This is a genomic window from Achromobacter sp. 10T422 (assembly GCF_056394065.1).
Window position 1 is genome coordinate 115095 of sequence record NZ_JBFTHD010000010.1, and the last position, 25244, is coordinate 140338.

At 65.7% G+C, this 25244-nt stretch carries 11 protein-coding genes; all 11 read left to right on the forward strand.

Features of this window, described 5'->3' with window-relative positions; translation table 11 throughout:
• The first annotated feature begins 153 nt into the window (after window positions 1–153).
• Window positions 154–3915: a nitrate reductase subunit alpha gene (locus AC1DB0_RS25670; RefSeq protein WP_346551937.1), complete on the forward strand. Its 3762-nt coding sequence runs from the start codon at window positions 154–156 to the stop codon at window positions 3913–3915.
• Window positions 3912–5480, forward strand: a complete 1569-nt coding sequence (narH, locus tag AC1DB0_RS25675) for a nitrate reductase subunit beta (RefSeq protein ID WP_054427762.1) — start codon at window positions 3912–3914, stop codon at window positions 5478–5480. Before AC1DB0_RS25670 ends, narH begins: the two co-directional genes overlap by 4 nt.
• 14 nt (window positions 5481–5494) lie before the next feature.
• The gene (gene narJ / locus AC1DB0_RS25680) at window positions 5495–6157 is read left to right on the forward strand and encodes a nitrate reductase molybdenum cofactor assembly chaperone (protein WP_054427760.1); all 663 of its coding nucleotides are present in this window, start codon (window positions 5495–5497) and stop codon (window positions 6155–6157) included.
• Window positions 6158–6175: 18 nt separating this feature from the next.
• A complete protein-coding gene (gene narI, locus AC1DB0_RS25685) occupies window positions 6176–6859 on the forward strand; it encodes a respiratory nitrate reductase subunit gamma (protein WP_054427758.1) in 684 nt (227 codons plus the stop codon).
• Between the two features lie 23 nt (window positions 6860–6882).
• Window positions 6883–7692: a peptidylprolyl isomerase gene (locus tag AC1DB0_RS25690; RefSeq protein ID WP_441372024.1), complete on the forward strand. Its 810-nt coding sequence runs from the start codon at window positions 6883–6885 to the stop codon at window positions 7690–7692.
• Entirely contained in the window at window positions 7692–8771 is a 1080-nt protein-coding gene (locus AC1DB0_RS25695) for a GTP 3',8-cyclase MoaA (RefSeq protein ID WP_342065739.1), read from the forward strand. Before AC1DB0_RS25690 ends, AC1DB0_RS25695 begins: the two co-directional genes overlap by 1 nt.
• Before the next feature lies 1 nt (window position 8772).
• Window positions 8773–9432, forward strand: a complete 660-nt coding sequence (locus tag AC1DB0_RS25700; RefSeq protein WP_342065673.1) for a carbonic anhydrase — start codon at window positions 8773–8775, stop codon at window positions 9430–9432.
• Window positions 9429–9986 carry a molybdopterin-guanine dinucleotide biosynthesis protein B gene (gene mobB / locus AC1DB0_RS25705; protein ID WP_427945558.1) on the forward strand — a complete coding sequence of 186 codons (558 nt, stop codon included), beginning with the start codon at window positions 9429–9431 and terminating at the stop codon, window positions 9984–9986. Before AC1DB0_RS25700 ends, mobB begins: the two co-directional genes overlap by 4 nt.
• 81 nt (window positions 9987–10067) lie before the next feature.
• Window positions 10068–12005, forward strand: coding sequence for a type IV pili methyl-accepting chemotaxis transducer N-terminal domain-containing protein (locus AC1DB0_RS25710; protein WP_054427745.1), 1938 nt, complete (start codon window positions 10068–10070; stop codon window positions 12003–12005).
• A gap of 11 nt (window positions 12006–12016) precedes the next feature.
• The gene (locus AC1DB0_RS25715) at window positions 12017–12679 is read left to right on the forward strand and encodes a response regulator (RefSeq protein WP_054427743.1); all 663 of its coding nucleotides are present in this window, start codon (window positions 12017–12019) and stop codon (window positions 12677–12679) included.
• A gap of 516 nt (window positions 12680–13195) precedes the next feature.
• Window positions 13196–25177 carry an ESPR-type extended signal peptide-containing protein gene (locus AC1DB0_RS25720; protein ID WP_476758774.1) on the forward strand — a complete coding sequence of 3994 codons (11982 nt, stop codon included), beginning with the start codon at window positions 13196–13198 and terminating at the stop codon, window positions 25175–25177.
• Window positions 25178–25244 lie beyond the last annotated feature (67 nt).

Genomic DNA, 25244 nt, shown 5'->3' on the forward strand with positions numbered 1-25244 from the left:
CGCGCAACCCATCACGCTTGCAGTGACTAGTCACTCTGCCGAGCTCGGGCTGTCCCACCGGCGAATGGCCGGGGGACGGACCAACGCCTACAGTGGTTTCAACGCATTGATCGCAGTACGCGCCGTTCAAACCGGCGTTCTTGGAGAAACACAATGAGTCATTTTCTGGACCGGCTGAAGTTCATGTCGCGGGTGAAATCCACCTTTGCCGATGGCCATGGCGAAACGGTCAACGAAGACCGCAAGTGGGAAAACGCCTATCGCTCGCGCTGGCAGCACGACAAGGTGGTGCGGTCGACCCACGGCGTGAACTGCACCGGGTCGTGCTCGTGGAAGGTTTACGTCAAGAACGGCTTGATCACGTGGGAAACGCAGCAGACCGACTACCCGCGCACGCGGCCCGATCTGCCCAACCACGAGCCGCGCGGCTGTCCGCGTGGCGCGTCATACAGCTGGTACGTGTATTCGGCGCAACGCGTGAAGTACCCGATGATCCGCGGCCGTCTGATGGAAATGTGGCGCGACGCCCGCAAAACCATGGACCCCATCGCCGCCTGGGAATGGATCAGCCAGAACCCCGCGCGCGCCAAGCGCTACAAGTCCGTGCGCGGCCTGGGCGGCTTCGTCCGCGCCGACTGGGACACGGCTACCGAAATCATTGCCGCCGCCAACGCGCTGACCATCAAGAAATTCGGGCCCGACCGCGTGATCGGCTTCTCGCCGATTCCGGCCATGTCCATGGTCAGCTACGCCGCCGGCGCGCGCTACCTGAGCTTGCTGGGCGGCGCTTGCCTGAGTTTCTATGACTGGTATTGCGACCTGCCGCCGGCCAGCCCGCAAATCTGGGGCGAGCAAACCGACGTGCCGGAATCGGCCGACTGGTACAACTCGACCTATCTGATGGTGTGGGGCTCGAACGTGCCGCAGACCCGCACGCCCGACGCGCACTTCTACACCGAGGTCCGCTACAAGGGCACGAAAACCGTCGCCGTTTCCAGCGACTTCGGCGAAATGGTCAAGTTCGGCGACATCTGGCTGGCGCCCAAGCAGGGCACGGACGCCGCGCTGGCCATGGCAATGGGCCATGTGATCCTGAAAGAATTCCACCTGTCGGCCAACCCTTCGCCGTACTTCCAGGACTACGTGCGGCGCTACACCGACATGCCGATGCTGGTCTTGCTGAAAGAGCGCGACGGCTTCCATGCGCCAGACCACTTCCTGCGCGCCTCGCACCTGGACGGCGCTTTAGGCGAGCAGAACAACCCCGACTGGAAGACGCTGGTGCTGGACGCCCATACCGGCGACTTTGTGGCGCCCAACGGCAGCATCGGCTTTCGCTGGGGCGAGGGCGCGGTCAATGGCGGCGAGAAGGTCGGCCGCTGGAACCTGGAATCCAAGAACGGCGGTGATGGCCGCGAGATCGGGCCCACGCTCAGCCTGCTCGGCCAGAACAGTGAAACGGTCGCCGTCGGCTTTCCGTACTTCGGCAGCGAACACGACGAGCTGCTGGTGCGCAACGTGCCGGCCCGCCGCATCCGCCTGGCTGACGGTTCGGAGGCGCTGGTCGCCACCGTGTATGACCTGCAAATGGCCAACTACGGGCTGGATCGGGGCCTGGGCGGCGGCAACGTCGCGACGTCGTTTGACGACGACGTGCCTTACACGCCGGCCTGGCAGGAAAAGCACACCGGCGTGCCGCGCGCGCAGGTGATCCAGGTGGCGCGCGAATTCGCGCAGAACGCGCACGACACCGAAGGCAAGTCGATGGTGATCGTGGGCGCGGGCCTGAATCACTGGTATCACATGGACATGATCTACCGCGGCATCATCAACATGCTGATGATGTGCGGCTGCGTGGGCAAAAGCGGCGGCGGCTGGGCGCATTACGTGGGCCAGGAAAAGCTGCGTCCGCAGTTCGGCTGGGCGCCGCTGGCGTTTGCGTCAGACTGGGTGCGCCCGCCGCGCCAGATGAACGGCACGTCTTTCTTCTACGCGCACACGAGCCAGTGGCGTCACGAAAAGCTGAACGTGCAGGAGGTGCTTGGGCCCACGGCCGACCGCGCCAAGTACGGCGACTTGAGCATGATCGACCTGAACGCGCGCGCCGAACGCATGGGCTGGCTGCCGTCTGCCCCGCAACTGCGCACCAATCCGCTGGATCTCGTTGCCCAGGCCGATGCCGCGGGCAAGGACCCCATCGCGCATGCGGTTGAACAGCTCAAGTCCGGCGCGCTGAAGATGTCTTGCGAAGACCCGGACGACCCCGCCAACTTCCCGCGCAACATGTTTGTGTGGCGCTCGAACATCCTGGGTTCCAGCGGCAAGGGCCACGAATACTTCCTGAAGTACCTGCTGGGCACGCAGAACGCCGTGTTCGGCGACGAAACGGCGGCCATCAAGCCCACGGAAGTGACGTATCAGGAAGACGCCGCCGAAGGCAAACTCGACTTGCTGACCGTGCTGGACTTCCGCATGAGCACCACGTGCCTGTACGGCGACATCGTGCTGCCGACCGCCACCTGGTACGAAAAAGACGACCTGAACACGTCCGACATGCACCCCTTCATTCACCCGCTGAGCGAAGCCGTGCAACCGTTGTGGGAAAGCAAGACCGACTGGGAAATCTACAAGCTGCTGGCCAAGAAGTTCAGCGAGATCGGCGGCCCCTATCTGGGCAAGCGCCGGGATCTGGTGCTGACGCCGCTGATGCACGACACCCCCGGGGAACTGGGCCAGGCGTTCGAGCCGCGCGACTGGAAGCTGGGCGAATGCGATCTGGTGCCGGGCAAGACCGCGCCGTCGATGACGGTGGTTGAGCGCGACTACAACGACATCTACCGCAAGTTCACCTCTGTTGGCCCCTTGCTGGACAAGCTGGGCAACGGCGGCAAGGGCATCAACTGGAACACCGAGCACGAAGTGCATGAGCTGGCCGGCATCAACGAAAGCGTCGGGGAAGCGGGCGTCAGCCAAGGCCGCCCGCGCCTGGACACCGCCATCGACGCGGCCGAGATGATCCTGACCTTTGCGCCCGAGACCAACGGCCATGTGTCGGTCAAGGCGTGGGAAGCGCTGGGCAAGATCACCGGGCGCGACCACACCCATCTGGCCGTGGGCCGCGAGCACGACAAGATCCGCTTTCGCGACATCCAGGCGCAGCCGCGCAAGATCATTTCAGCGCCCACGTGGTCGGGCCTGGAAAGCGAAGAGGTCAGCTACAGCGCCGGCTATACCAACGTGCACGAACTGATCCCATGGCGCACGCTGACCGGCCGCCAGCAGTTCTACCAGGACCACCGCTGGATGCTGGATTTTGGTGAAGGCTCCTGCGTGTACAAGCCCGCCATCGACACCAAGACGGTGGCGCCCATGCTGGGCAAGTATCCCAATGGCGAGAAGGAACTGGTGCTGAACTGGCTGACGCCGCATCAGAAGTGGGGCATCCACAGCACCTACTCGGACAACCTGCGCATGCTGACGTTAAGCCGGGGCGGCCCCCACGTGTGGGTGTCGGAAACCGAGGCCAAGCAAGCGGGGCTGGTCGACAACGACTGGGTCGAAGTCTTCAACGTGAACGGCACGCTGACCGCGCGGGTGGTCGTCAGCCAGCGCGTGCCAGTCGGCATGTGCCTGATGTACCACGCGCAGGAAAAGATCGTGAACGTGCCGGGCGCCGAAACCAGCGGCAAGCGCGGCGGCATCCATAACTCGGTCACGCGCACCGTGCTCAAACCCACGCACATGATCGGCGGCTATGCGCAGCAGGCTTACGGCTTTAACTACTACGGCACCGTCGGCGCCAACCGCGACGAATTCGTGGTGCTGCGCAAGATGAACAAGGTGGACTGGCTGGAAGGCCCGCTGGTCGAAGACCCGGCTGAAGACGCAACGCAACAAGAAGAGAAGCAATCATGAGGATACGCGCCCAAATCGGCATGGTGCTGAACCTGGACAAGTGCATCGGCTGCCACACATGTTCGGTTACCTGCAAGAACGTCTGGACCAGCCGCGATGGCGTTGAATACGCCTGGTTCAACAATGTGGAAACCAAGCCCGGCATCGGTTACCCCAAGGAATGGGAGAACCAGGACAAGTGGAAGGGCGGCTGGAAGCGCACCGCCGCCGGCAAGCTGGAACCGCGCCAGGGCGGCAAGCTGCGCATCCTGGCCAACCTGTTCGCCAACCCGAACCTGCCGGCCATCGACGACTACTACGAACCCTTCACCTTCGACTACGAGCACCTGCAGAACGCGCCGTTGTCGCAAACGCCGCCCACCGCGCGCCCGGTGTCGGTGCTGACCGGCAAGAAGATGGACAAGATCCATTGGGGCCCGAACTGGGAAGACGACCTGGGCGGGGAATTCAGCGCCCGCAGCCGCGACGCGCTGTTTGAAGGCGTACAGAAAGAGATGTACTCGACGTTCGAGAACACCTTCATGATGTACCTGCCGCGCCTGTGCGAACACTGCCTGAACCCGGCCTGTGTCGCCAGCTGCCCGTCGGGCTCCATCTACAAGCGCGAAGACGATGGCATTGTGCTGGTCGACCAGGATAAATGCCGCGGCTGGCGCATGTGCATTTCGGGTTGCCCGTACAAGAAGATCTACTACAACTGGAGCAGCGGCAAAGCCGAGAAGTGCACCTTCTGCTATCCGCGCATTGAAGCCGGCCAGCCTACCGTGTGCTCGGAAACCTGCGTGGGCCGCATCCGCTATCTGGGCGTCATGCTGTACGACGCCGACCAGATTGAACGCGCCGCCGCCGTCGCCAGCGAGCAGGACCTGTACGAATCGCAGCTGGACCTGTTCCTGGACCCGCATTCGCCCGAGGTGATCGCCGCTGCGCGCGAACAGGGCATTCCCGAGTCGTGGCTGGAAGCGGCGCGCCAGTCGCCCGTTTACAAGATGGCCGTGCAATGGCGCGTGGCGTTCCCGCTGCACCCGGAATACCGCACCTTGCCGATGGTCTGGTACATCCCGCCGCTGTCGCCCATTCAAACCGCCGCCGAGGCCGGCCAGATGCCGCAACGCACCGTGGGCAAAAGCGCCATGATTCCAGACGTGTCCAGCCTGCGCATTCCCGTGCGCTACTTGGCCAACCTGCTCACGGCGGGCAAGGAAGCGCCCGTGCTGCAAGCGCTGGAACGCATGCTGGCCATGCGCGCTTACAAGCGGTCGGAAACCGTGCACGGCGAACGCGACACCGAACTGCTCAAGCAAGTGGGGCTGTCTGAAGAGACGGTGCAGGACATGTACAAGATCATGGCCATCGCCAACTACGAAGACCGCTTTGTGGTGCCCAGCAGCCACAAGGAAATCGTGGAAGACAGCTTCAACGAGAAGGGCAGCTGCGGCTTCACCTTTGGCAACGGCTGCTCGGGCGGCGTGTCCGAAGGCACCTTGTTCGGCCGCAAGCCTCAGGGCAGCGAGATCTTCATCGAGATGCCGAAGTCCCGCAAAAAGGCCGAGCTGGCCCGCTAGAAGAGGAGAACTCCATGATGCTGTACCGCTTGCTTTCCGCCTTGTTGAGCTACCCCGAGCCAGAATTGCTGGACGCGCTGAGCGACGTCGAGGCCGCCTTGGCCGCCCACCCGGACGCCGAGGAAACCCTGCAACCGCTCGTTGCCTACCTGGCCACGAACGACCTGATTACCGTGCAGGAAAACTACGTCGCCACCTTTGACCGCAACCGCTCGCATTCGCTGCACCTGTTTGAACACGTGCATGGCGAAAGCCGCGACCGCGGCCAGGCCATGGTCGACCTGCTGGACACCTACCGGCAGCACGGCTTCGAACCGGTTGTGTCAGAGCTGCCCGACCACGTGCCGCTGTTCCTGGAGTTCCTGGGCGTGATTGAACCCGCCCAGGCGCAGGACCTGCTGGACGAGGCCATCCATGTGCTGGCCGCGATTGGCTCGCGCCTTGCGCGGGGCGACAGCCCTTACGCCGCCATCTTCGCGGTGTTGCGCGCGCAGTCGCGGGTGACGCCGCGCGAACAAACCGAAGCCCCCGTGCGCGACATGGACGAGGCCATGGACACCTTCGGCGTCAGCGCCGACGGCGTGGAACCGCTGCTGCGCCCGTTCGCGGGCGATGGCGCGCAGGCGGTGCGCTTCTACCCTCGGGCGCCCGCCAATCCCAACGCCGCTAACCTTTAGTGCTCAGGACGACGCATCATGAACTCCCTGAATCAGTTCCTTTTCGGCATCTATCCCTATATTGCGTTGACGGTTTTCCTGCTGGGCAGCCTGGCGCGCTTTGAGCGCGAGCAATACACCTGGAAGACCGACAGCTCGCAGCTGCTGCATCGCGGCCAGTTGCGGCTGGGCAATATCCTGTTCCACATCGGCATCCTGGGTTTGTTCTTCGGCCACCTGGCCGGGCTGCTGACGCCCGTGGTGGTGTGGGACACGCTGGGCGTCTCGCACACGCTCAAGCAAACGGTCGCCATGGTGGCGGGCGGCGTCATGGGCGGCATCTGCCTGGTGGGCCTGCTGATCCTGATCCACCGCCGTTTGTCCGACCCCCGCATTGCCCGCAGCACGCGCCCGGGCGACAAGCTGCTGCTGTTGTGGATCTTGATCACCTTGCTGCTGGGCCTGTCCACCATCGTGCTGTCGGCCGGCCACATGGATGGCGAAATGATGGTGCGCCTGATGACGTGGGCGCAGCACATCGTGACGTTCCAGGGCGACGCGGCCAGCCACATCGCCGACGTGCCGCTGCTGTTCAAGGCGCACCTGTTCATGGGGCTGACGCTCTTCGTGATCTTCCCGTTTACGCGGCTGGTGCACGTGTGGAGCGGATTCGCCTCGGTGGCGTATCTGGGCCGTGCCTGGCAACTCGTGCGTCCGCGCTGAAACCTGTACACCGGGAGACGAACATGCCTGTCATTGTCAATGGCATCGAACTGAACGACGCCGATCTGGAACGTGAACTGCCGCTGCACGCGGACGCCAGCAACCCAATGCGCCACGCCATCACCGCGCTGGTGCTGCGCCGGGTGCTGCTGGACGAAGCGCGACGGCTTCGGGTGCAGCCGGCGTCACCGAACGACGAGCAGGGCGCGCAGGACGCGAACGAGGTCGGGGACAACGAAGACGCGATCATCACCGCCTTGCTGGCGCGGCACGCCGCCGCGCCCGTGGCGGATGACGCCGTCTGCCGCCGCTTCTATCACGCCAACCCGCAGCGCTTCTTGGTGGGTGAACTGGTTGAAGCCGATCACATCCTTTTCCAGGTGACTCCCGACGTCAACCTGGATAGGCTGCGCGCGCATGCCAACACCGTGCTGCAAGACCTGCTGGCCGATCCGTCGCGCTTCGCCCAGGTGGCGCGCGAACAATCCAACTGCCCGTCGGCGGCGGTGGGCGGCAGCCTGGGCCAATTGGGCCGGGGCGATACCGTGCCCGAATTCGAACGCGCGGTGTTCGCGCTGCCCTCGGGGGGCCTGCTGCCGCAGTTGCTGCAAACGCGGCACGGCCTGCACATTGTGCGGGTGACGCGCCGCATCGAGGGGCGCATGCTGCCTTACGAACACGTGGCCCAACAGATCGCGGCGGCGCTGTCCAACATGAGCCGCGACACCGCGTGGCGCCAGTACACCAAGCTGCTGGTCGAACAGGCTGACGTGCAGGGCATCGACCTGGAAAGCAGCGAAGCGGATCGCGTCGTGGGCGGGAGGGCAGCGTGATGGACGGGCCTGCGCCAAGATCGCTGACAGACGGGTTCGGCCGCCGCATCGACTACCTGCGCGTGTCGGTCACCGACCGCTGCGACCTGCGCTGCACCTACTGCATGCCGAAGGACTTCAAGGGCTTCGAAACGCCCGCCAACTGGCTCTCGCACGCCGAGATGGCGCGCGTGATCGGCCTGTTCGTCGGTTTGGGCGTCAGCAAGGTGCGACTGACCGGCGGTGAACCCTTGCTGCGCCGGGGCCTGCCCGAGCTGGCAGGGGCCATTGCCACGATGCCGGGGGTAACGGACCTGTCGGTATCCACCAACGGCACGCAGCTGGCGCGCCATGCGGGCGCGCTGCGGGCGGCGGGCGTGACGCGCTTGAACATCAGCCTGGACACGCTGGACGCCGACGCCTTCAGCGAGATCACCGGGCGCGATTGCCTGGCCGATGTGCTGGCTGGGCTGGCGGCCGCGCGGGACGCTGGCTTTGCGCCCATCAAGCTCAACAGCGTGGTGCACGCCGCGTCGCCGCGCGCACAGGTGCGCCGCCTGCTGGACTACGCGATCGCGCAGGGCTTCGTGCTGCGCCTGATCGAACCCATGCCCATGGGCAGCTGTGGCCAGGGCATGCGGCATACGGACTTGAACGCGCTGGGCGCGGTGCTGGCGGCCGAAGCGGGATTGGTGCCGGCGATGCCGGGGGCGGGATCGGCGGTGGGCTCGGCGGTGGGATCGGGGGCGGCATTGGGCGCGGGCGCTGGGGCGGGTTCCATGGCCCGATCAACCCCCGGCTCCGGCCCCGCGCGCTACTGGACCACTGGGCACGGCGCACCGGTGCTGGGCGTCATCACGCCCATGTCGCGCCATTTCTGCGCCGCTTGCAATCGGGTGCGGCTGGGCGTGGATGGCACCTTGTACCTGTGCCTGGGCCAGGAAGACCAGGTGCCGCTGGGCCGCATGCTGCGCGCCGGCGCGAGCGACGCGGCGCTGACCCGAGCCATCCAGGCGGGCATCGCCGCCAAACCCGAACGGCACGATTTCGTCAGCCAACCCGAGCGCATTGTGCGTTTCATGGCGCAAACGGGAGGCTGAGATGCGAGACATCGAACGCCTCGTCGACGGCTTCCAGCGCTTTCAGCAGCAGTACTACGAATCCGCGCCCGCGCTGTACCGCAACCTGCGCGACGGCCAGCACCCCAGCACCTTGCTGATCGGCTGCTGCGATTCCCGCGTGGACCCGGCGATGCTGCTGGGCTGCGACCCCGGCGACATCTTCGCGGTGCGCAACGTGGCCAACCTGGTGCCGCCGGCTCGTGCCGACCGGGGCCTGCAAGGCGTGTTGGCGGCCATTCAATTCGCCGTGGAGCAATTGCAGGTCAGCCGCATCATCGTGCTGGGCCATGCGCACTGCGGCGGTATTCGCGCGCTGATGGAGCACCGCACCCGCAGCGACGGCGAAACCGATTACCTGGAACGCTGGATGGACATCGCCGAACCCGCCCGTCAGCGCGTGCTGAGTCAAATGCCCGACGCCACCGATGCCGAACGCCGCCGGGCCTGCGAGCAGGCATCCATCCTGATATCGCTGCGCAATCTGGACGAGCTGCCTTTCGTGCGCCGTGCGGTGCAGGCGGGCAGCCTGACCTTGCACGGTTGGTATTTCGACTTGGTAGCAGGCGCATTGCTGGCATACTCGCCGCGGGCGGACGCGTTCTTGCCCATCGTCTGTCCCTTGTTTTCGGAGCATGCATGAGCGCAGTGTTCGGTATCGCCGGCCGGTCCGGCAGCGGCAAAACCACCTTGATCGAGGCCATGCTGCCTCTGCTGGCCGCGCGCGGCCTGCGCGTAAGCGTCATCAAGCACAGCCACCACGATTTCCAGATGGAGCCGCCCGGCAAGGACAGCGCGCGCTTTCGGCTGGCAGGCGCGCAGGAAGTGATGGTGGCGTCGCCGTACCGGTATGCGATTGTGCATGAATTGCGCAATGCGCCAGAACCCACGCTCGCCGAACAGGTGGCGCGGTTGTCGCCGGCCGATCTGGTGCTGGTGGAAGGCTTCAAGCAGGCCGCCATCCCGCGCATCGAGGTTTACCGCCCGGCGCTGGGCAAACCCCCTCTGCATACGGAAGACGGCAGTTTCCTGGCGGTGGTGACCGACGCGGCGCTGGACACCGCTTTACCCTGCCTGCCGCTGAACGACCCCGCACAAGTCGCGGACTTCGTGTGCCGCACGCTGGGGTTGGGGCAGGGGTTGGGCCAGGGATTGGGGAAAGGTGGGGCGGCCGGGTCCGGCCAGCCCGCGCACTGAAGCCGAATACACTAGCAGCCGCATCGCATCGCATCGCACCGCACCGCACCGCACCGCACCGCACCGTAAGCATTGATCGTCATGACGTCCTCATCAACCCGCCCCGCCGACGACGGCCTGCCATCTCCCTGGCACCGCCTGTCCACGCGCATCATCGCCAGCTCTCTGGCGGCGCTGGTTGTCGTGCTGTCGATGATCAGTTGGACGCTTTGGCTGTCGTGGCAATTGGAAGGCGCGGGCGCCGCCATCAACGACACCGGCAGCCTGCGCATGCGCGCCAACCGGGTCGCCGTTGAACTGATGCGTCCGCAAGCGGGCCGCGCGGTGCGCACGAACGAACAGGTCGCCGTCATGGACGAGACCATCTCCCGTCTGGCGCGCGGCAATCCCGCCCGCCCGCTGTTCATACCCAACGACGACACGATCCGCGCGCAATGGCGCGACGTGGCCACTTACTGGCACGACATCATGAAGCCGGCGGCGCAAGCCGCGCTGGCGCAGCCGGACGCCGCCACGTATCTTCAGACCCTGCCTGAATTCGTGTCGCGGGCGGACACGCTGGTGCGGATGATCGAACAAGACAATGCCGGCAAGACCACCATGCTGCGCCTGTCGCAAGGCGTGCTGGCCGCGATTGCCAGCGCGGGCACGCTGGCGATGATCTATCTGCTGTACCTGTGGATCATCGCGCCCGTGCTGCGCCTGCGCGATGGCCTGCAACGGATGGGCGACCGCGACTTCAGCACGCGGCTGCCGGTTGATAGCCAGGATGAATTCGGCGTGCTGGCGCGTGGCTACAACCGCATGGCCGACGAACTGCAAGACCTGTACACCAGCCTGGAGCAGCGGGTAGAGCAGAAGACGGCGCAACTGGCCGCGCAGAACCGCGACATCGGCGCGCTGTACGACATGGCGGCGTTTCTGAATCAGCCTAACGATATTGAAGCGCTGTGCGATGGCTTCCTGCGCCGCGTCATGCTGCAATTCGACGCCGAAGGCGGCAGCATCCGCGCGCTGGACCCGGACAATGAAAAGCTCAATCTGGTGGTGTCGGTGGGCTTGTCAGACGAACTGGTTGAATCCGAGCACTGCATGAAGGTGGACGACTGCTATTGCGGCGTCGCCACGCGCCAGGCGGGCGTCATCGTCATTCAGGACTTCCGGCATACGCCGCCGGACATGGACTTGAACTGCGTGCGCGACGGGTTCGCCAGCGTGGCCGTGTTCCGTATCGTGACGCGCGACGAAGTGCTGGGGTCGTACTCGCTGCATTTCCGCCAGCAACGCCGCTTGGCCCCGTCTGATTCGCAGTTGCTGGAAACACTGGGCCAGCATCTGGGCGTGGCGCTGGACAACCGGCGCCTGAGCGCCCAGGCCCGCCAACTGGCCGTGGTGCAGGAACGCGGGCTGGTGGCGCAAGGGCTGCACGATAGCCTGGCGCAGGGCCTGAACTTCCTGAACCTGCAATTGCAAATGCTGGACGCGGCCGTCAAGCGTGGCGACGACGCCGAGGTCACCGAGATTCTGCCGCTGCTGCGCACGGGTGTCGACGAAAGCTATCAAGACGTGCGCGAACTGCTGACGAACTTCCGCAGCAAGCTGGGCCAGGGGGATCTGCAAGCCGCCATTGAAAGCACCGTTGACCGCTTCCGTCGGCAGACCGGCATCGATACCGAATTGCATTTCGGCCACGGCCAAGGCGCGCCATTGCCGCCCGAGCAGCAACTGCAAGTGCTGTTCATCCTGCAAGAGGCGCTGTCCAACGTGCGCAAGCACTCCGAAGCCAGCCGCGTACAGGTAGCGGTTGGCAATGACCGCGACTTCACCTTGCTGATCACCGACAACGGCCAGGGTTACGACCCCGCCGACGTCGCCGCCCGGGGCGAAGCGCACGTCGGCCTGCACATCATGCACGAACGTGCCGCCCGCATGCGCGCCGTGATAAAAATCGAATCACAACCCGGCGCGGGCACCCGCGTCGCGCTGACCTTGCCCGGCAGTGAACGCCAGGCCGCCTGACCCGAACGACCATGCCCATCCGTATTCTGCTTATCGACGACCACACGCTGTTTCGCTCCGGCGTGCGGCTCCTGCTGCAACGCCAGCCCGATTTCGAGGTGGTGGCCGAAGCGGGGGATGGCGTGGAAGGCATCAAGCGCGCCAAGGAACTCAAGCCTGATGTTGTGCTGCTGGACTTGAACCTGCCCGGCTTGTCGGGACTGGAGTCGCTGCAATTGCTGACGCAGGACTTGCCGTCGTGCGCCGTCATCATCCTGACGGTCTCGGAAGAGGCCGACGAGCTGGGCCAGGCCCTGCGTGATGGCGCGCGCGGCTACCTGGTCAAGAACATTGATGCCGACGTGCTGACGTCCGCCATCCGCCGCGCCGCGGCCGGGGAATCCGTCATCGCCGAAAGCATGACGGCCAAACTGGTGGAGCAATTCCGAGGCCAGGCCACGCTGGCGGCGCAGGCGCCGGGGCATGCCGAACGCCACCGGCTGACCGCACGCGAAACGCAGATCGTTCAATGCCTGGCGCGCGGCGCCAGCAATAAGGTCATTGCGCGAGAACTCGACGTCAGCGAAAGCACGGTAAAGATTCACGTGCAGAACGTGCTGAAAAAGCTCAATCTGACCAGCCGCGTGCAGGTGGCGGTGTATGCCGTGGAGCACGGCTTGCATTCTGAGGAATAGCGCTGCGGCGCATCAGATGATGACCGTTCCGACAGATATCGACTAAGACAAATATTGCGATTATTACGATCGAACATTCAATAATGGTCGTCTGAATTCTGTCATTTCTGATATTCCTTGTTTTATCGCCTGTAAGCATCAACGCCTTTTAGGCATCTACCTCACGCCCATCAATAAACGCGTTCTGATTGATGGGCGTTGACGCGTCAAACCCCGTCCCCATCACCCTTTCCACCGTGTTCACTGTGCTGATGCTTGGCGTGGCGGCTGCGTTCGCCTGCGCGCTGGCCACTGCACTACATCCCTATGGATTCAATTCAGTTATCTGATTAATCAAACGATATTTATATCGGGTTTCAGGTGATTGCTAGACAACACAAGTCGGCATCGGTGCGCTCACTAGGATTCCGCCCATCAATCTGGAAATTTGTTTGAGAAAAAACTCTGATTCTTACTAATTGAATCGGCTTTGAATGACTGCCTGCGGATGGCGCAATTCGTCAATGGAGAGTGGCCGTGAACAAGATCTATAGCCTTGTGTGGAGCGAGATTGCTGGTGCTTGGGTTGCCGTCTCCGAATTGACGAAGACCCGGGGGAAAGCCAACCGCGGCGCGCGTCTGGCAGCCATCCGCCGTGCAGGAAAGAGGGCGGCGCCATGGATGGTGGTGGCGGCAATAGCCGGGCCCGTCTGGGCGGGTACGGCCATTCAAGGCATGGTGATCAGCCCCATTACGACTGGCGGGCTGACACCGGCCACGGTGGATGCCAACTCCATCGCGATCGGCGGCGGGTTCGGCGCTACGGCCATGAACGTCAGTGTCGCGGTGGGCGATGCGTCCATCGCCACGGGCTCGAACTCGGTTGCGGTGGGGCGTCTGGCCAACGTCACGGGCAGCACGGCGACGGGCGTGGGGGCGCTGGTCGTGGCCAGCGGCACCAGCGCCACGGCCTTCGGGGCGGGGGCCAGCGGCACCGGCAACAACTCGGTGGCGGTCGGCGCGGGGGCCATCGCGTCCAACACCAGCGCCACGGCGCTGGGGCAAGGGGCGACGGCGGGCGGTAGCGGTTCGGTGGCGCTTGGCACGGGCGCGTCATCGGCGGGTACCAGTGCCGTGGCGCTGGGTCAGAGCGCAATTGCATCGGCCAACACGACGATTTCCATCGGGGTTTCCAGCACGGCTACCGCAACGGGTGCCGTGGCGTTGGGGACCTCTGCGGATGCGCTGGGCGCGTCCGCCTTTGCGGGCGGCGTCAACGCGCAGGCCTACAACCAGAACGCCTTGGCGTTGGGCGCCAACGCCATCGCGGGGGCGTCAATAGGTTCGCCGACCAATGACACGGCCTTGGGCAATAGCGCGCAGGCCACCGGAAGCAGCTCGCTGGCGGTGGGCAATAACGCGCGCGCCACGGCGCTGGGCGCGGTCGCGCTGGGCGGCAACACGAGCAGCGGCGCCAACGCGGCGGCCACCAATGCCATTGCCATCGGCGGACAGTCGTCGGTAAGCATCGCAGCGACGTCCGGTATCGCTATCGGGCGGGGCGCGCAGGCAACGGGCGTGTTTGGCATTGCTGTGGGCGATGGGGTCTCGTCAAACGGAACCGGCCAGAACGTGGCAATAGGCTCGTCAAACACATCGGCCAACAGCGCGACGGCGCTGGGCGCAGCGGTTGCGATTGGCCGCCAACAAATCGCGTCGGGGGATGGCGCGGTCGCCATCGGCGACCCCAACACGGCGACGGGTACGGGCGCGGTCGCCGTGGGCGCAGACAACAGCGCGACGGCAGCGGGCGCACTGGCGATCGGCAGCGGCAACTCGGCCTTGACACCGGGCGCGGTCGCGCTGGGTTCGTTGTCGCAGGCCATTGGGGGGAACGGCGCTTTCGGCGCCGGCATCTCGTCCGTCGCAGCAGGGCGAGGCGCCGTCGCCATCGGCAACCTGAACCCGGCGACCGGGCAAGGCGCCGTTGCGATCGGGGATATGAACACGGCGACAGGGTTAGCGTCGATTGCCATGGGTTCCGGCTCTTCCGCCACGGCAGGCAGCACCATCGCGTTGGGGTATCAGGCCAGCGCGACCGCAGGACAAGCCATCGCCATTGGCTACCAAGGCGCTGCCAGCGGCGCCAATTCGGTCATGCTGGGTTATCTGGGCAATGCCGGGGGGGCGAGCTCGGTGGCGGTGGGGCCGCAAGCCAAAACCGTGGGGGCCTCGTCGATCGCGATCGGCGATCAGTCGGTGGCGATGGCGGCGCAGGACACGTTCATCGGGTATCTGGCGGGTGGCGGCCTCAACGCGAGCATCGGCAGCAATACCGCAATTGGCGCGCAATCAGGCATGGCAGCCTCGGGGTCTTTCAACACGGCCATTGGCCGAAGCTCGGGCCAGAACGTCAGCGGCAACTTCAACGTCGCGGGCGGCTATCTGGCCGGCAACAACGTGACGGTGGACGGCACGGTTGCATTCGGATATTTGGCTACAGCAAACGTCGCGAACTCGGTGGCGCTGGGTAGCAACGCCATCACGACAGCCAGCCCGTCTGCCATTACCGCCGGTACAACCGCCTACAGCAGCAGCACCATCAGCGGCAATACCTACAATTTCCTGGGTGGGCAGGTGACGCCGACGGGCGTGGTCAGTGTGGGGAGCCTGGGCACGGTTCGCCGGATACAGGGCGTGGCGACCGGCCTGCTCAGTTCCACCAGCACGGACGCCGTCAACGGGTCTCAGCTGTTCGCAGTGGCGCAGCAAGTGTCGGCGTCGGCGCCCACGCCGACCAACTACTTCAACGCCAACTCCACCGTCACGGGCGTGGGCAGCAACACCCGGGCCAACTCGGGTTCAACAGGCACCGACGCCATCGCCATCGGCGGTAGCGCCAGCGCCACGGGTATCAACGACACCGCCATCGGCAGGACGGCGGCGGCCACGGGTGGCGGCGGCATCGCTTTGGGCGCGGCCACGCAAGCCTCGGCGGCCAACGCCATCGCGTTGGGCAACGGGGCGACGTCGGGTGTGGCGGGCGCCATCGCCTTGGGGGCGGGCGCAACGGGCTTGGCCAACGTGGTGACAAGCGGCGTGGTCTCGCCCAGCACGGCAGGCCCCGTCACCGGTATCGCCTTCAACAACACTGCGAACATGGCCGCGGGGGCCGTCTCGGTAGGAACGCCCGCGGCCAAGCGCCAGATCAAGAACGTTGCCGACGGCTCGGATTCGAACGACGTGGTGACGGTGCAGCAGATGACGGCCGTGGCCAGCGCCGCGAACTCGGGCATCAACAATCTGGGTACCAGCATGGCCAGCAACCTGGGCAGCGGGGCGGCCTACAGCAGCGCCACGGGCTCGGTCAGCGCGCCCAGCTACACCATTCAAGGCACGACCTACACCAACGTCGGCACGGCATTGACCGGCGCCAACACGGCGCTGACCAATCTGGTGACGGGCAAGATCGGCCCCTTTGTGTCGGACAACAGCGTGACAACGGTGCAAGCCGTGTCGTCGGGGGCAAACGCAGCGGCGGGAGGCTTTGCCGCGTCGGCCACGGGGGGGGCGTCCACGGTCGTGGGCAACCAGTCCACGGATAACGCGGTCGCCAACTCCACGATTCTGGGCCAAGGCGCGTCGGTGACGGTCGGGCTAACCGGGTCCAACGTCGTCTTGGGACGTGCTTCCGCGGCAACGGTGGGGTCGCAGGCTGGCTATACGGGATTCGGTTTGGCGGCAGCGCAAAACTCAGCGGGCGAGGTGTCGGTGGGTACGGCGGCCAGCCGCCGCAAGATCACCAACGTGGCGGCCGGCAGTGCGTTGACGGACGCGGTGAACGTCGCGCAGTTGACGGGCGCGGCGTCCAACCTGGGAACCAGCATCGCCACCAACCTGGGCGGCGGCGCGACGTATAGCGCCTTAGCCGGCACGGTCGGCGCACCCGCCTACACGATTCAAGGCACGGCGTATTCCAACGTGGGGGCGGCCTTGGGCGGCGCGAACACGGCCATCACCAATTTGGTGTCGGGTGACGCCGGCCCCTTTGTGTCGGACAACAGCGTCACCGCGGCGCAGGCGGTCGCGTCGGGCGCAAACGCCAGCGCGGGCGGTTTTGGCGCGTCGGCCACTGGCGTGGCGTCGACGGTGGTGGGCAACCTGGCCACGGACAACGGCATCGCCAATTCGACGGTGTTGGGGCAGGGGGCCTCCGTTGCCGCGGGGGTGGCAGGCGCGAACGTGGCGTTGGGTCAAGGGTCGTCGGCCGCAATAGGTTCGCAAACGGGCTATACCGCGTTTGGCCTGTCGGCCGCGCAGACGTCCGGGGGCGAAGTGTCAGTGGGTTCGGGCGTGCGACTGCGCAAGATCACCAACGTGGCGGCCGGCAGCGCGTTGACCGATGCGGTCAACGTCGCGCAGTTGAGTGGCGCGGCGTCGAACCTGGGTGCGAGCATCGCCACCAATCTGGGCGGCGCCGCCGCCTACAGTGCGGCGGCTGGCACGGTCAGCGCGCCCAGCTACACGATCCAAGGCACCGCGTACGCCAACGTCGGCGCGGCCTTGGGCGGCGCGAACACGGCCATCACCAATTTGATGTCGGGCGACGCCGGTCCCTTTGTGTCCGACAACAGCGTCACTGCCACGCAGGCGGTGGCATCGGGCGCAAACGCGAGTGCCGGCGGCTTTGGCGCGTCGGCCACCGGCGCGGCATCGACCGTAGCCGGCAATCAAGCCACGGACAACGGGGTCGCCAACTCGACGGTGTTGGGCCAGGGTGCATCGATTGCCGCAGGCTTGTCGGGCGCCAACGTGGCGCTGGGCCAAGGGGCGTTGGCGGCCTCGGGGTCTCAGACCGGCTACACCGCTTTCGGGCTGGGCGGGGCGCAGAACTCGGCGGGCGAGGTGTCCGTTGGCACCGCGGCCAGCCGCCGCAAAATCACCAACGTGGCGGCCGGCAGCGCGTTGACCGATGCGGTCAACGTGGCGCAGTTGAGTGGCGCGGCGTCGAACCTGGGTTCGAGCATCGCTACGAACCTGGGCGGCGGCGCGGCCTACAGCGCAGCGGCGGGCACGGTCAGCGCGCCCAGCTACACGATCCAAGGCACGGCGTACGCCAACGTCGGCGCGGCGTTGGGCGGCGCGAACACCGCTCTGACCAATTTGATGTCGGGTGATGCCGGGCCATTTGTGTCGGACAACAGCGTCACCGCGACGCAAGCGGTGGCATCCGGGGCAAACGCGAGTGCGGGCGGCTTTGGCGCGTCGGCCACTGGCGCGGACGCGACGGTGATAGGCAACCTGGCTACCGACAACGGCGTGGCGGGCTCGTCGATTTTGGGGCGCGGCGCATCGGTCGCGGCAGGATTGTCGGGTTCCAACGTCGTGTTGGGACAAGACTCAGCCGCCCTGGTGGGAGCCGAGACGGGCTACAGCGGCTTTGGCTTGTCGGCCGCGCAAACCTCTGGCGGCGAAGTGTCGGTCGGCACGGCGGCCAGCCGCCGCAAGATCACCAACGTGGCGGCCGGCAGCGCGTTGTCGGATGCGGTCAACGTCGCACAATTGCGCGGCGCGGCGTCCAACCTGGGCACCAGTCTGGCAACCAGTCTGGGCGGCGGCGCGAGTTACAACACGGGCACCGGCCAAGTCGGAGCCCCCAGCTACAGCATTCAAGGCGGCGCCTACAGCAGTGTCGGCAGCGCGCTGAGCCAACTGGATTCCGCCGTGGCAGGCATCAGCACCGGCAAGGCAGGCCCCTTTGTGGCGGACAGCAATGTCACGGCCGCGCAGCCGGTTGCGTCGGGCATCAACGCGGCGGCAGGCGGTTTTGGCGCGTCGGCAACGGGTGATGGTTCAACCGTCGTGGGCAACCTGGCGTCCGACAACGGCGTGCTGAACTCGGTCGTACTGGGCGAAGGCGCAATGATCGCGGCGGGCCTGACGGGCGAGAACGTGGCATTGGGTCAAGGCTCGGTGGCGGCCGTGGGCGCAGAAACCGGCTACACGGCCATCGGATTGGCGGCGGCGCAAAGCTCCAGCGGTGAGGTGTCGCTGGGCTCCGCAGGCGTCGAACGCAAGGTCACAAATTTGGCGGCGGGCAGTGCGTCTACGGATGCCGTGAACGTGGGTCAACTGACGGGCGTCGCTAACGTGGCGAGGACGGGCTTGAGCACCTTGGGTGCAAGCGTGGCGTCGAACCTGGGCGGGGGATCGACATACGATCCGACAACCGGTGCCGTCACCGCGCCAAGCTACGGCGTGCAAGGCATTACCTATTCGAACTTGGGTAGCGCCATCGGGGGCTTGGACACGGCAGTGACTAGCGTCAACAACGCCGTGACCAGCGTCAACAATGCAGTGACTAGCGTCAACAATGCAGTGACGAGCATCACCAGTGGCAAGACCGGGCCGTTCGTCTCTGACATCAGCGTGACGACGGCGCAAGCCATTGCGTCGGGTGCGGATACGTCGGCAGGCGGCTTCGGCGCGTCGGCGACGGGTGCGGCGTCGACCGTTGTTGGTAACCAAGCCACCGACAACGGCGTTGCAAATTCGACGGTGCTGGGTCAAGGCGCAACGATCACGGCTGGTTTGACGGGTTCGAACGTAGCGTTGGGTCAAGCGTCAACCGCCGCAGTCGGATCAGAGACGGGCTACACCGCGATCGGCTTGTCCGCAGCGCAAAGCTCCATAGGGGAAGTATCCATCGGGTCGGCAGGTTCGGAACGCAAGCTCACGAACCTGGCAGCCGGCAGCGCGTCTACGGATGCCGTGAACGTGGGTCAACTGACGGGCGTCGCCAACGCCGCAACGACGGGCCTGAGCACCTTGGGTTCAAGCGTGGCATCCAAATTGGGCGGGGGATCGACCTTCGATCCGACAACCGGTTCCATCACCGCACCCAGCTATGGCGTGCAAGGCAATACCTATTCGAACTTGGGTAGCGCCATCGGCGGCTTGGACACGGCAGTAACCAGCGTCAACAACGCCGTGACCAGCGTCAACAATGCAGTGGCGAACATCAGCAGTGGCAAGACCGGGCCGTTCGTCTCCGACAACAGCGTGACGACGGCGCAAGCCATTGCGTCGGGTGCAGATGCGTCCGCAGGCGGCTTCGGCGCGTCGGCGACGGGTGCGGCGTCGACCGTTGTTGGTAACCAAGCCACCGACAACAGCGTTGCGAATTCGACGGTGCTGGGTCAAGGTGCGACGATCACTGCCGGCCTGACCGGTTCGAACGTCGGGTTGGGTCAAGCGTCAACCGCAGCAGTTGGATCAGAGACCGGCTACACCGCGATCGGCTTGTCCGCAGCGCAAAACTCCAGCGGGGAAGTATCGATCGGGTCGGCAGGTTCGGAACGCAAGCTTACGAACCTGGCAGCGGGCAGCGCGTCTACGGATGCCGTGAACGTGGGCCAACTGACGGGCGTCGCCAACGCTGCAACGACGGGCTTGAGCACCTTGGGTTCAAGCGTGGCATCGAACTTGGGCGGGGGGTCGACCTACGACCCGGTCGGCCAGACAGTCACTGCGCCGACGTATGGCGTGCAAGGGTCGACATACTCGAATGTTGGCGGCGCCATCGGCGGTTTGGATACGGCGGTGACTAGCGTCAACAATGCAGTAACCAGTATCAGCAGTGGCAAGACCGGGCCGTTCGTGTCGGATAACACCGTGACGGCGGTTCAGGCGGTAGCGTCGGGTGCAGATGCGTCCGCAGGAGGCTTCGGCGCGTCGGCGACGGGCTCGGCGTCGACCGTTGTTGGTAACCAAGCCACCGATAACAGCGTTGCGAATTCGACGGTGCTGGGCCAAGGCGCAACGATCACGGCTGGTTTGACTGGTTCGAACGTCGCGTTGGGTCAAGCGTCGACCGCCGCAGTCGGATCAGAGACGGGCTATACCGCCATTGGCTTGTCCGCAGCGCAAAACTCCAGCGGGGAAGTATCGATCGGGTCGGCAGGTTCGGAACGCAAGCTTACGAACCTGGCAGCGGGCAGCGCGTCTACGGATGCGGTGAACGTGGGCCAACTGACGGGCATCGCTAACGCCGCGACGACCGGCTTGAGCACCTTGGGTTCAAGCGTAGCGTCGAACTTGGGTGGCGGATCGACCTACGACCCGGTCGGCCAGACGGTTACCGCGCCGACGTATGGCGTGCAAGGGTCGACATACTCGAATGTTGGCGGCGCCATCGGCGGTTTGGATACGGCCGTGACCAGCGTCAACAATGCAGTGGCGAACATCAGCAGTGGCAAGACCGGGCCGTTCGTGTCGGATAACACCGTGACGGCAGTGCAGGCGGTAGCGTCGGGTGCGGATGCGTCGGCGGGTGGTTTTGGCGCGTCGGCGACGGGCGCGGCGTCGACCGTTGTCGGTAACCAATCCACCGATAACAGCGTTGCGAACTCGACGGTGCTGGGTCAAGGCGCGACGATCACGGCTGGTTTGACGGGTTCGAACGTCGCCTTGGGTCAAGCGTCGACCGCAATAGTCGGATCAGAGTCCGGCTACACCGCGATCGGCTTGTCCGCAGCGCAAAGCTCCAGCGGCGAAGTATCCATCGGGTCCGTAGGTTCGGAACGCAAGCTCACGAACCTGGCGGCGGGCAGCGCGTCTACGGATGCCGTGAACGTCAGCCAACTGACGGGCGTCGCTAATGCCGCGACGACCGGGCTGAGCACCTTGGGTTCAAGCATGGCATCCAACTTGGGCGGGGGATCGACCTTCGATCCGACAACCGGTTCCATCACCGCACCCAGCTATGGCGTGCAAGGCAATACCTACTCGAACTTGGGTAGCGCCATCGGAGGCTTGGACACGGCAGTAACTAGCGTCAACAACGCCGTGACCAGCGTCAACAATGCAGTGGCGAACATCAGCAGTGGCAAGACCGGGCCGTTCGTCTCCGACAACAGCGTGACGACGGCGCAAGCCATTGCATCGGGTGCAGATGCGTCCGCAGGTGGCTTCGGCGCGTCGGCGACGGGTGCGGCGTCGACCGTTGTTGGTAACCAAGCCACCGATAACAGCGTTGCGAATTCGACGGTGCTGGGTCAAGGCGCAACGATCACTGCCGGCCTGACCGGTTCGAACGTCGCGTTGGGTCAAGCGTCGACCGCAGCAGTCGGATCAGAGACCGGCTACACCGCGATCGGCTTGCTCGCAGCGCAAAGCTCCAGCGGGGAAGTGTCCATCGGGTCGGCAGGTTCGGAGCGCAAGCTCACGAACCTGGCAGCGGGCAGCGCAGGAACGGACGCCGTCAACGTCAGCCAACTGACGGGCGTCGCCAACGCCGCAACGACCGGCCTGAGCACCTTGGGTTCAAGCGTGGCATCCAACTTGGGTGGCGGCTCGACCTTCGACCCGACAACCAGTTCCATCACCGCACCCAGCTATGGCGTGCAAGGCAGCACCTATTCGAACTTGGGTAGCGCCATCGGCGGTTTGGACACGGCAGTGACGAGCGTCAACAATGCGGTCACCAGCGTCAACAACGCCGTGACCAGCATCAGCAGCGCCGTGACCACCATCAGCAGCGGCAAGGGCGGCCCGTTTGTGTCGGACGACAGCGTCAACACGATACAGGCGCTGGCCGCTGGCGCGGATAGCGCGGCGGGGGGCTTTGGGGCGTCGGCAACCGGGGCGGCGTCCACCGTCGTGGGCAATCAAGCCACGGACAACAGCGTCGCCAACTCGACCGTGCTTGGCCAAGGCGCAAGCATCACTGCCGGCCTGGCCGGGGCGAACGTGGCGTTGGGGCAAGGCGCGGTGTCGGCCATCGGCGCAGAGAGCAATTACGCCGCCTTCGGCCTGAGCGCCGTGCAAAGCTCGGCAGGCGAGGTGTCGCTGGGCGTGGCGGGCGCGGAACGCAAGCTCACCAATGTGGCGGCGGGCAGTGGCTCAACCGATGCGGTCAACGTCGGCCAACTGAAGGGCTCGGCAGCGCTTTTGGGTTCTAGCGTTGCGTCCAGTCTGGGAGGCGGCTCCGTGTACAACCCGGCCACGGGTTCGGTGTCGACGCCCAGCTATACCGTGCAGGGCAACACCTACAGCAGTCTGGGCACGGCGATTGGCGGGCTGGATACGCTGGTTTCCAACATCAGCAGCGGCCGGGCGGGGCCGCTCGTGGCCGACGCCACGGTGACCTCTGCACAACCCCTGGCATCGGGCGCGAACAGTGCGGCGGGCGGTTTTGGCGCGTTGGCGACGGGGGCGGGCTCGCTCTCGCTGGGCAACCAAGCCAGCGACAACGGCGTGGCGAATTCCACGACGCTGGGTCAGGGCGCCAAGATCACGGCCGGGCTGACGGGCGCCAACGTGGCGTTGGGCCAAGGGTCCGTCGTCGCGGTGGGGGCGCAGACTGGCTACGTCGCCTTCGGTTTGGCCGGCACCATCAGCTCGGCTGGCGAAGTGTCGGTAGGGTCCGCGGGCAATCTGCGCAAAGTAACGAACGTGGCGCCGGGCAGCGACCTGACGGATGCGGTCAACGTGCGGCAACTGACGCAGGTGAGCACGCGAATCGGACAGGTTGGCACGGATGCCTTGATGTGGGACCCCACGGCCAACAGCGGCGTCGGCGCGTACTCCGCCGCACACGGAAGCATTGGCGGCCCCAGCATCATCACGCGAGTGGCGCCGGGCGTGCTGGCCGCCAGCAGCTGGGACGCCGTGAATGGATCGCAGTTGTACGCCACGAACCAGACCGTGACCCAGCTTGTGTCAACGGTGAACAGCTTTGCCGGCAAGACTGACCCGGCCGTCAATGGGCAAGGGGTTCGATACGAGCGCACCAACGACACTGGCCTGATGCAGATGGATGCGTACGCAACGGGACAAGGTGCAACCGCCATTGGCTACAACGCACAGGCAAGCGGCGCGGGCAGTCTGGCCCTGGGCGCGAATACGCAAGCCACCGTGGATGGCGGCATCGCCATCGGGCAAGGGTCTATCTCTGACCGGGCGTCCGTTACTCGGACCCTTGCACGGGCCGTTACGCCGGGGGCCTTCTCGGTGGGTGCGCCGGGCATGCTGCGCCAGGTCATCAACGTGGCGGACGGCACGCAGGCGCAAGACGCTGTGACGGTGCGCCAGTTGCAGGGCGCAATCGCGGCGGTCACCGTGACGCCTATCAAGTACTTCCACGTTGACAGCACCAAGGCCGATGCGTTGGCGGTGGGGGCGGATGCCATCGCGGTGGGGCCGGAGGCCATCGTCAATGGTGACGCCGGCATCGGGATGGGGCTGGCCGCGGAAGTGGACAGCACGGCGCCCAACGGCATTGCGATCGGCTCGTCCGCCCGCTCGGCCCTGGGGTCCGCCATTGCCTTGGGCACGTCGGCGCTGGCCAATGGGGCGCAGTCGATGGCGCTGGGGGCAAGTGCGGGGGCCAGTGGCGACAACAGCGTCGCGCTGGGTTCCACCGCTGCCGCCACCGGCGACAAGAGCCTGGCGCTGGGCGCAGGTGCACAGGCACAGCAGGCGGGCGATGTGGCGTTGGGCGCCGGGGCGGTGGCCAACATGGGGGCAGCACCGGTCTACACCGGCAAATACTCAGGCGTGTCCAACACGATAGCGGGCACGGTGTCGGTGGGCGCCACAGGGGCCGAACGCACCGTAAGCCACGTTGCCGATGCGCAGAACGCGACGGACGCCGTGAACCTGCGCCAATTGGACGGCGCGCTGACGCAGGCCAATCTCTATACCGACCAGCAGATTGCCACGGTCAATAGCGGATTGACGCAAGGCGGCAGCGGCATGTTCCAGGTCAATCAGACCAGCCCCACGCCGGCGCCCACGGCAACGGGCGCAGAGTCTACCGCAGGCGGCGCGGGGGCGGTGGCATCGGCGGCAGGCAGCACGGCGCTGGGCAATGGCGCGCAGTCCCGAGGCGCCAATTCCGTGGCGCTGGGCGCGGGCAGCTCGGACGGGGGCCGCGAGAACGTGGTGTCGGTCGGCGCGGCGGGCCAGGAACGGCAGGTGACCAACGTCGCCGCGGGCACGGCAGAGACGGATGCCGTCAACGTGCAGCAGTTGAATGCCTCCAAGCAGGGCACGGTGCAGTACGCCACCACACCGGGCACGAAGGCGGTGGATTATTCCCGGATCACGCTGGGCAATGGGGGCGGCCCGGTCACGTTGAGCAATGTGGCCGACGGGGTGCAGGACAACGACGCCGTCAACGTGCAGCAACTGAACGCGGGCTTGGGCGGCGCGGTGCAGCAGTCCAACGCTTACACCGACGGCAAGTTCCAGAACCTGCGCAACGATATGGACCGCTACCGGCGCGACGCGTCGGGCGGCACCGCCACGGCGATGGCGGTGGCGGGGTTGGCGCAGGCCTATCTGCCGGGCCGGGGCATGTTCTCTGTCGCGGGCAGCACGTACGACGGCCAGCAAGGCTTTGCGATGGGCTTGTCAACGGTGTCGGGCAACGGCAAGTGGGTCTACAAGATGTCGGGGTCCACGAACACGCGCGGCACGTTTGGCGCAGTGGTAGGGGCAGGTTTTCAGTGGTGAAGGTGCGCCGGCTGGCAAGGCATTGCCTTTGCCAGCCGGGGTGAACCTGTCAGTGCGGTGCTTTTCT

Bases quoted from the DNA above. Each gene is read 5' to 3' on its own strand.
- AC1DB0_RS25670 (WP_346551937.1), top strand. From the start codon at position 154: ATGAGTCATTTTCTGGACCGGCTGAAGTTCATGTCGCGGGTGAAATCC.
- narH (WP_054427762.1), top strand. From the start codon at position 3,912: ATGAGGATACGCGCCCAAATCGGCATGGTGCTGAACCTGGACAAGTGC.
- narJ (WP_054427760.1), top strand. From the start codon at position 5,495: ATGATGCTGTACCGCTTGCTTTCCGCCTTGTTGAGCTACCCCGAGCCA.
- narI (WP_054427758.1), top strand. From the start codon at position 6,176: ATGAACTCCCTGAATCAGTTCCTTTTCGGCATCTATCCCTATATTGCG.
- AC1DB0_RS25690 (WP_441372024.1), top strand. From the start codon at position 6,883: ATGCCTGTCATTGTCAATGGCATCGAACTGAACGACGCCGATCTGGAA.
- AC1DB0_RS25695 (WP_342065739.1), top strand. From the start codon at position 7,692: ATGGACGGGCCTGCGCCAAGATCGCTGACAGACGGGTTCGGCCGCCGC.
- AC1DB0_RS25700 (WP_342065673.1), top strand. From the start codon at position 8,773: ATGCGAGACATCGAACGCCTCGTCGACGGCTTCCAGCGCTTTCAGCAG.
- mobB (WP_427945558.1), top strand. From the start codon at position 9,429: ATGAGCGCAGTGTTCGGTATCGCCGGCCGGTCCGGCAGCGGCAAAACC.
- AC1DB0_RS25710 (WP_054427745.1), top strand. From the start codon at position 10,068: ATGACGTCCTCATCAACCCGCCCCGCCGACGACGGCCTGCCATCTCCC.
- AC1DB0_RS25715 (WP_054427743.1), top strand. From the start codon at position 12,017: ATGCCCATCCGTATTCTGCTTATCGACGACCACACGCTGTTTCGCTCC.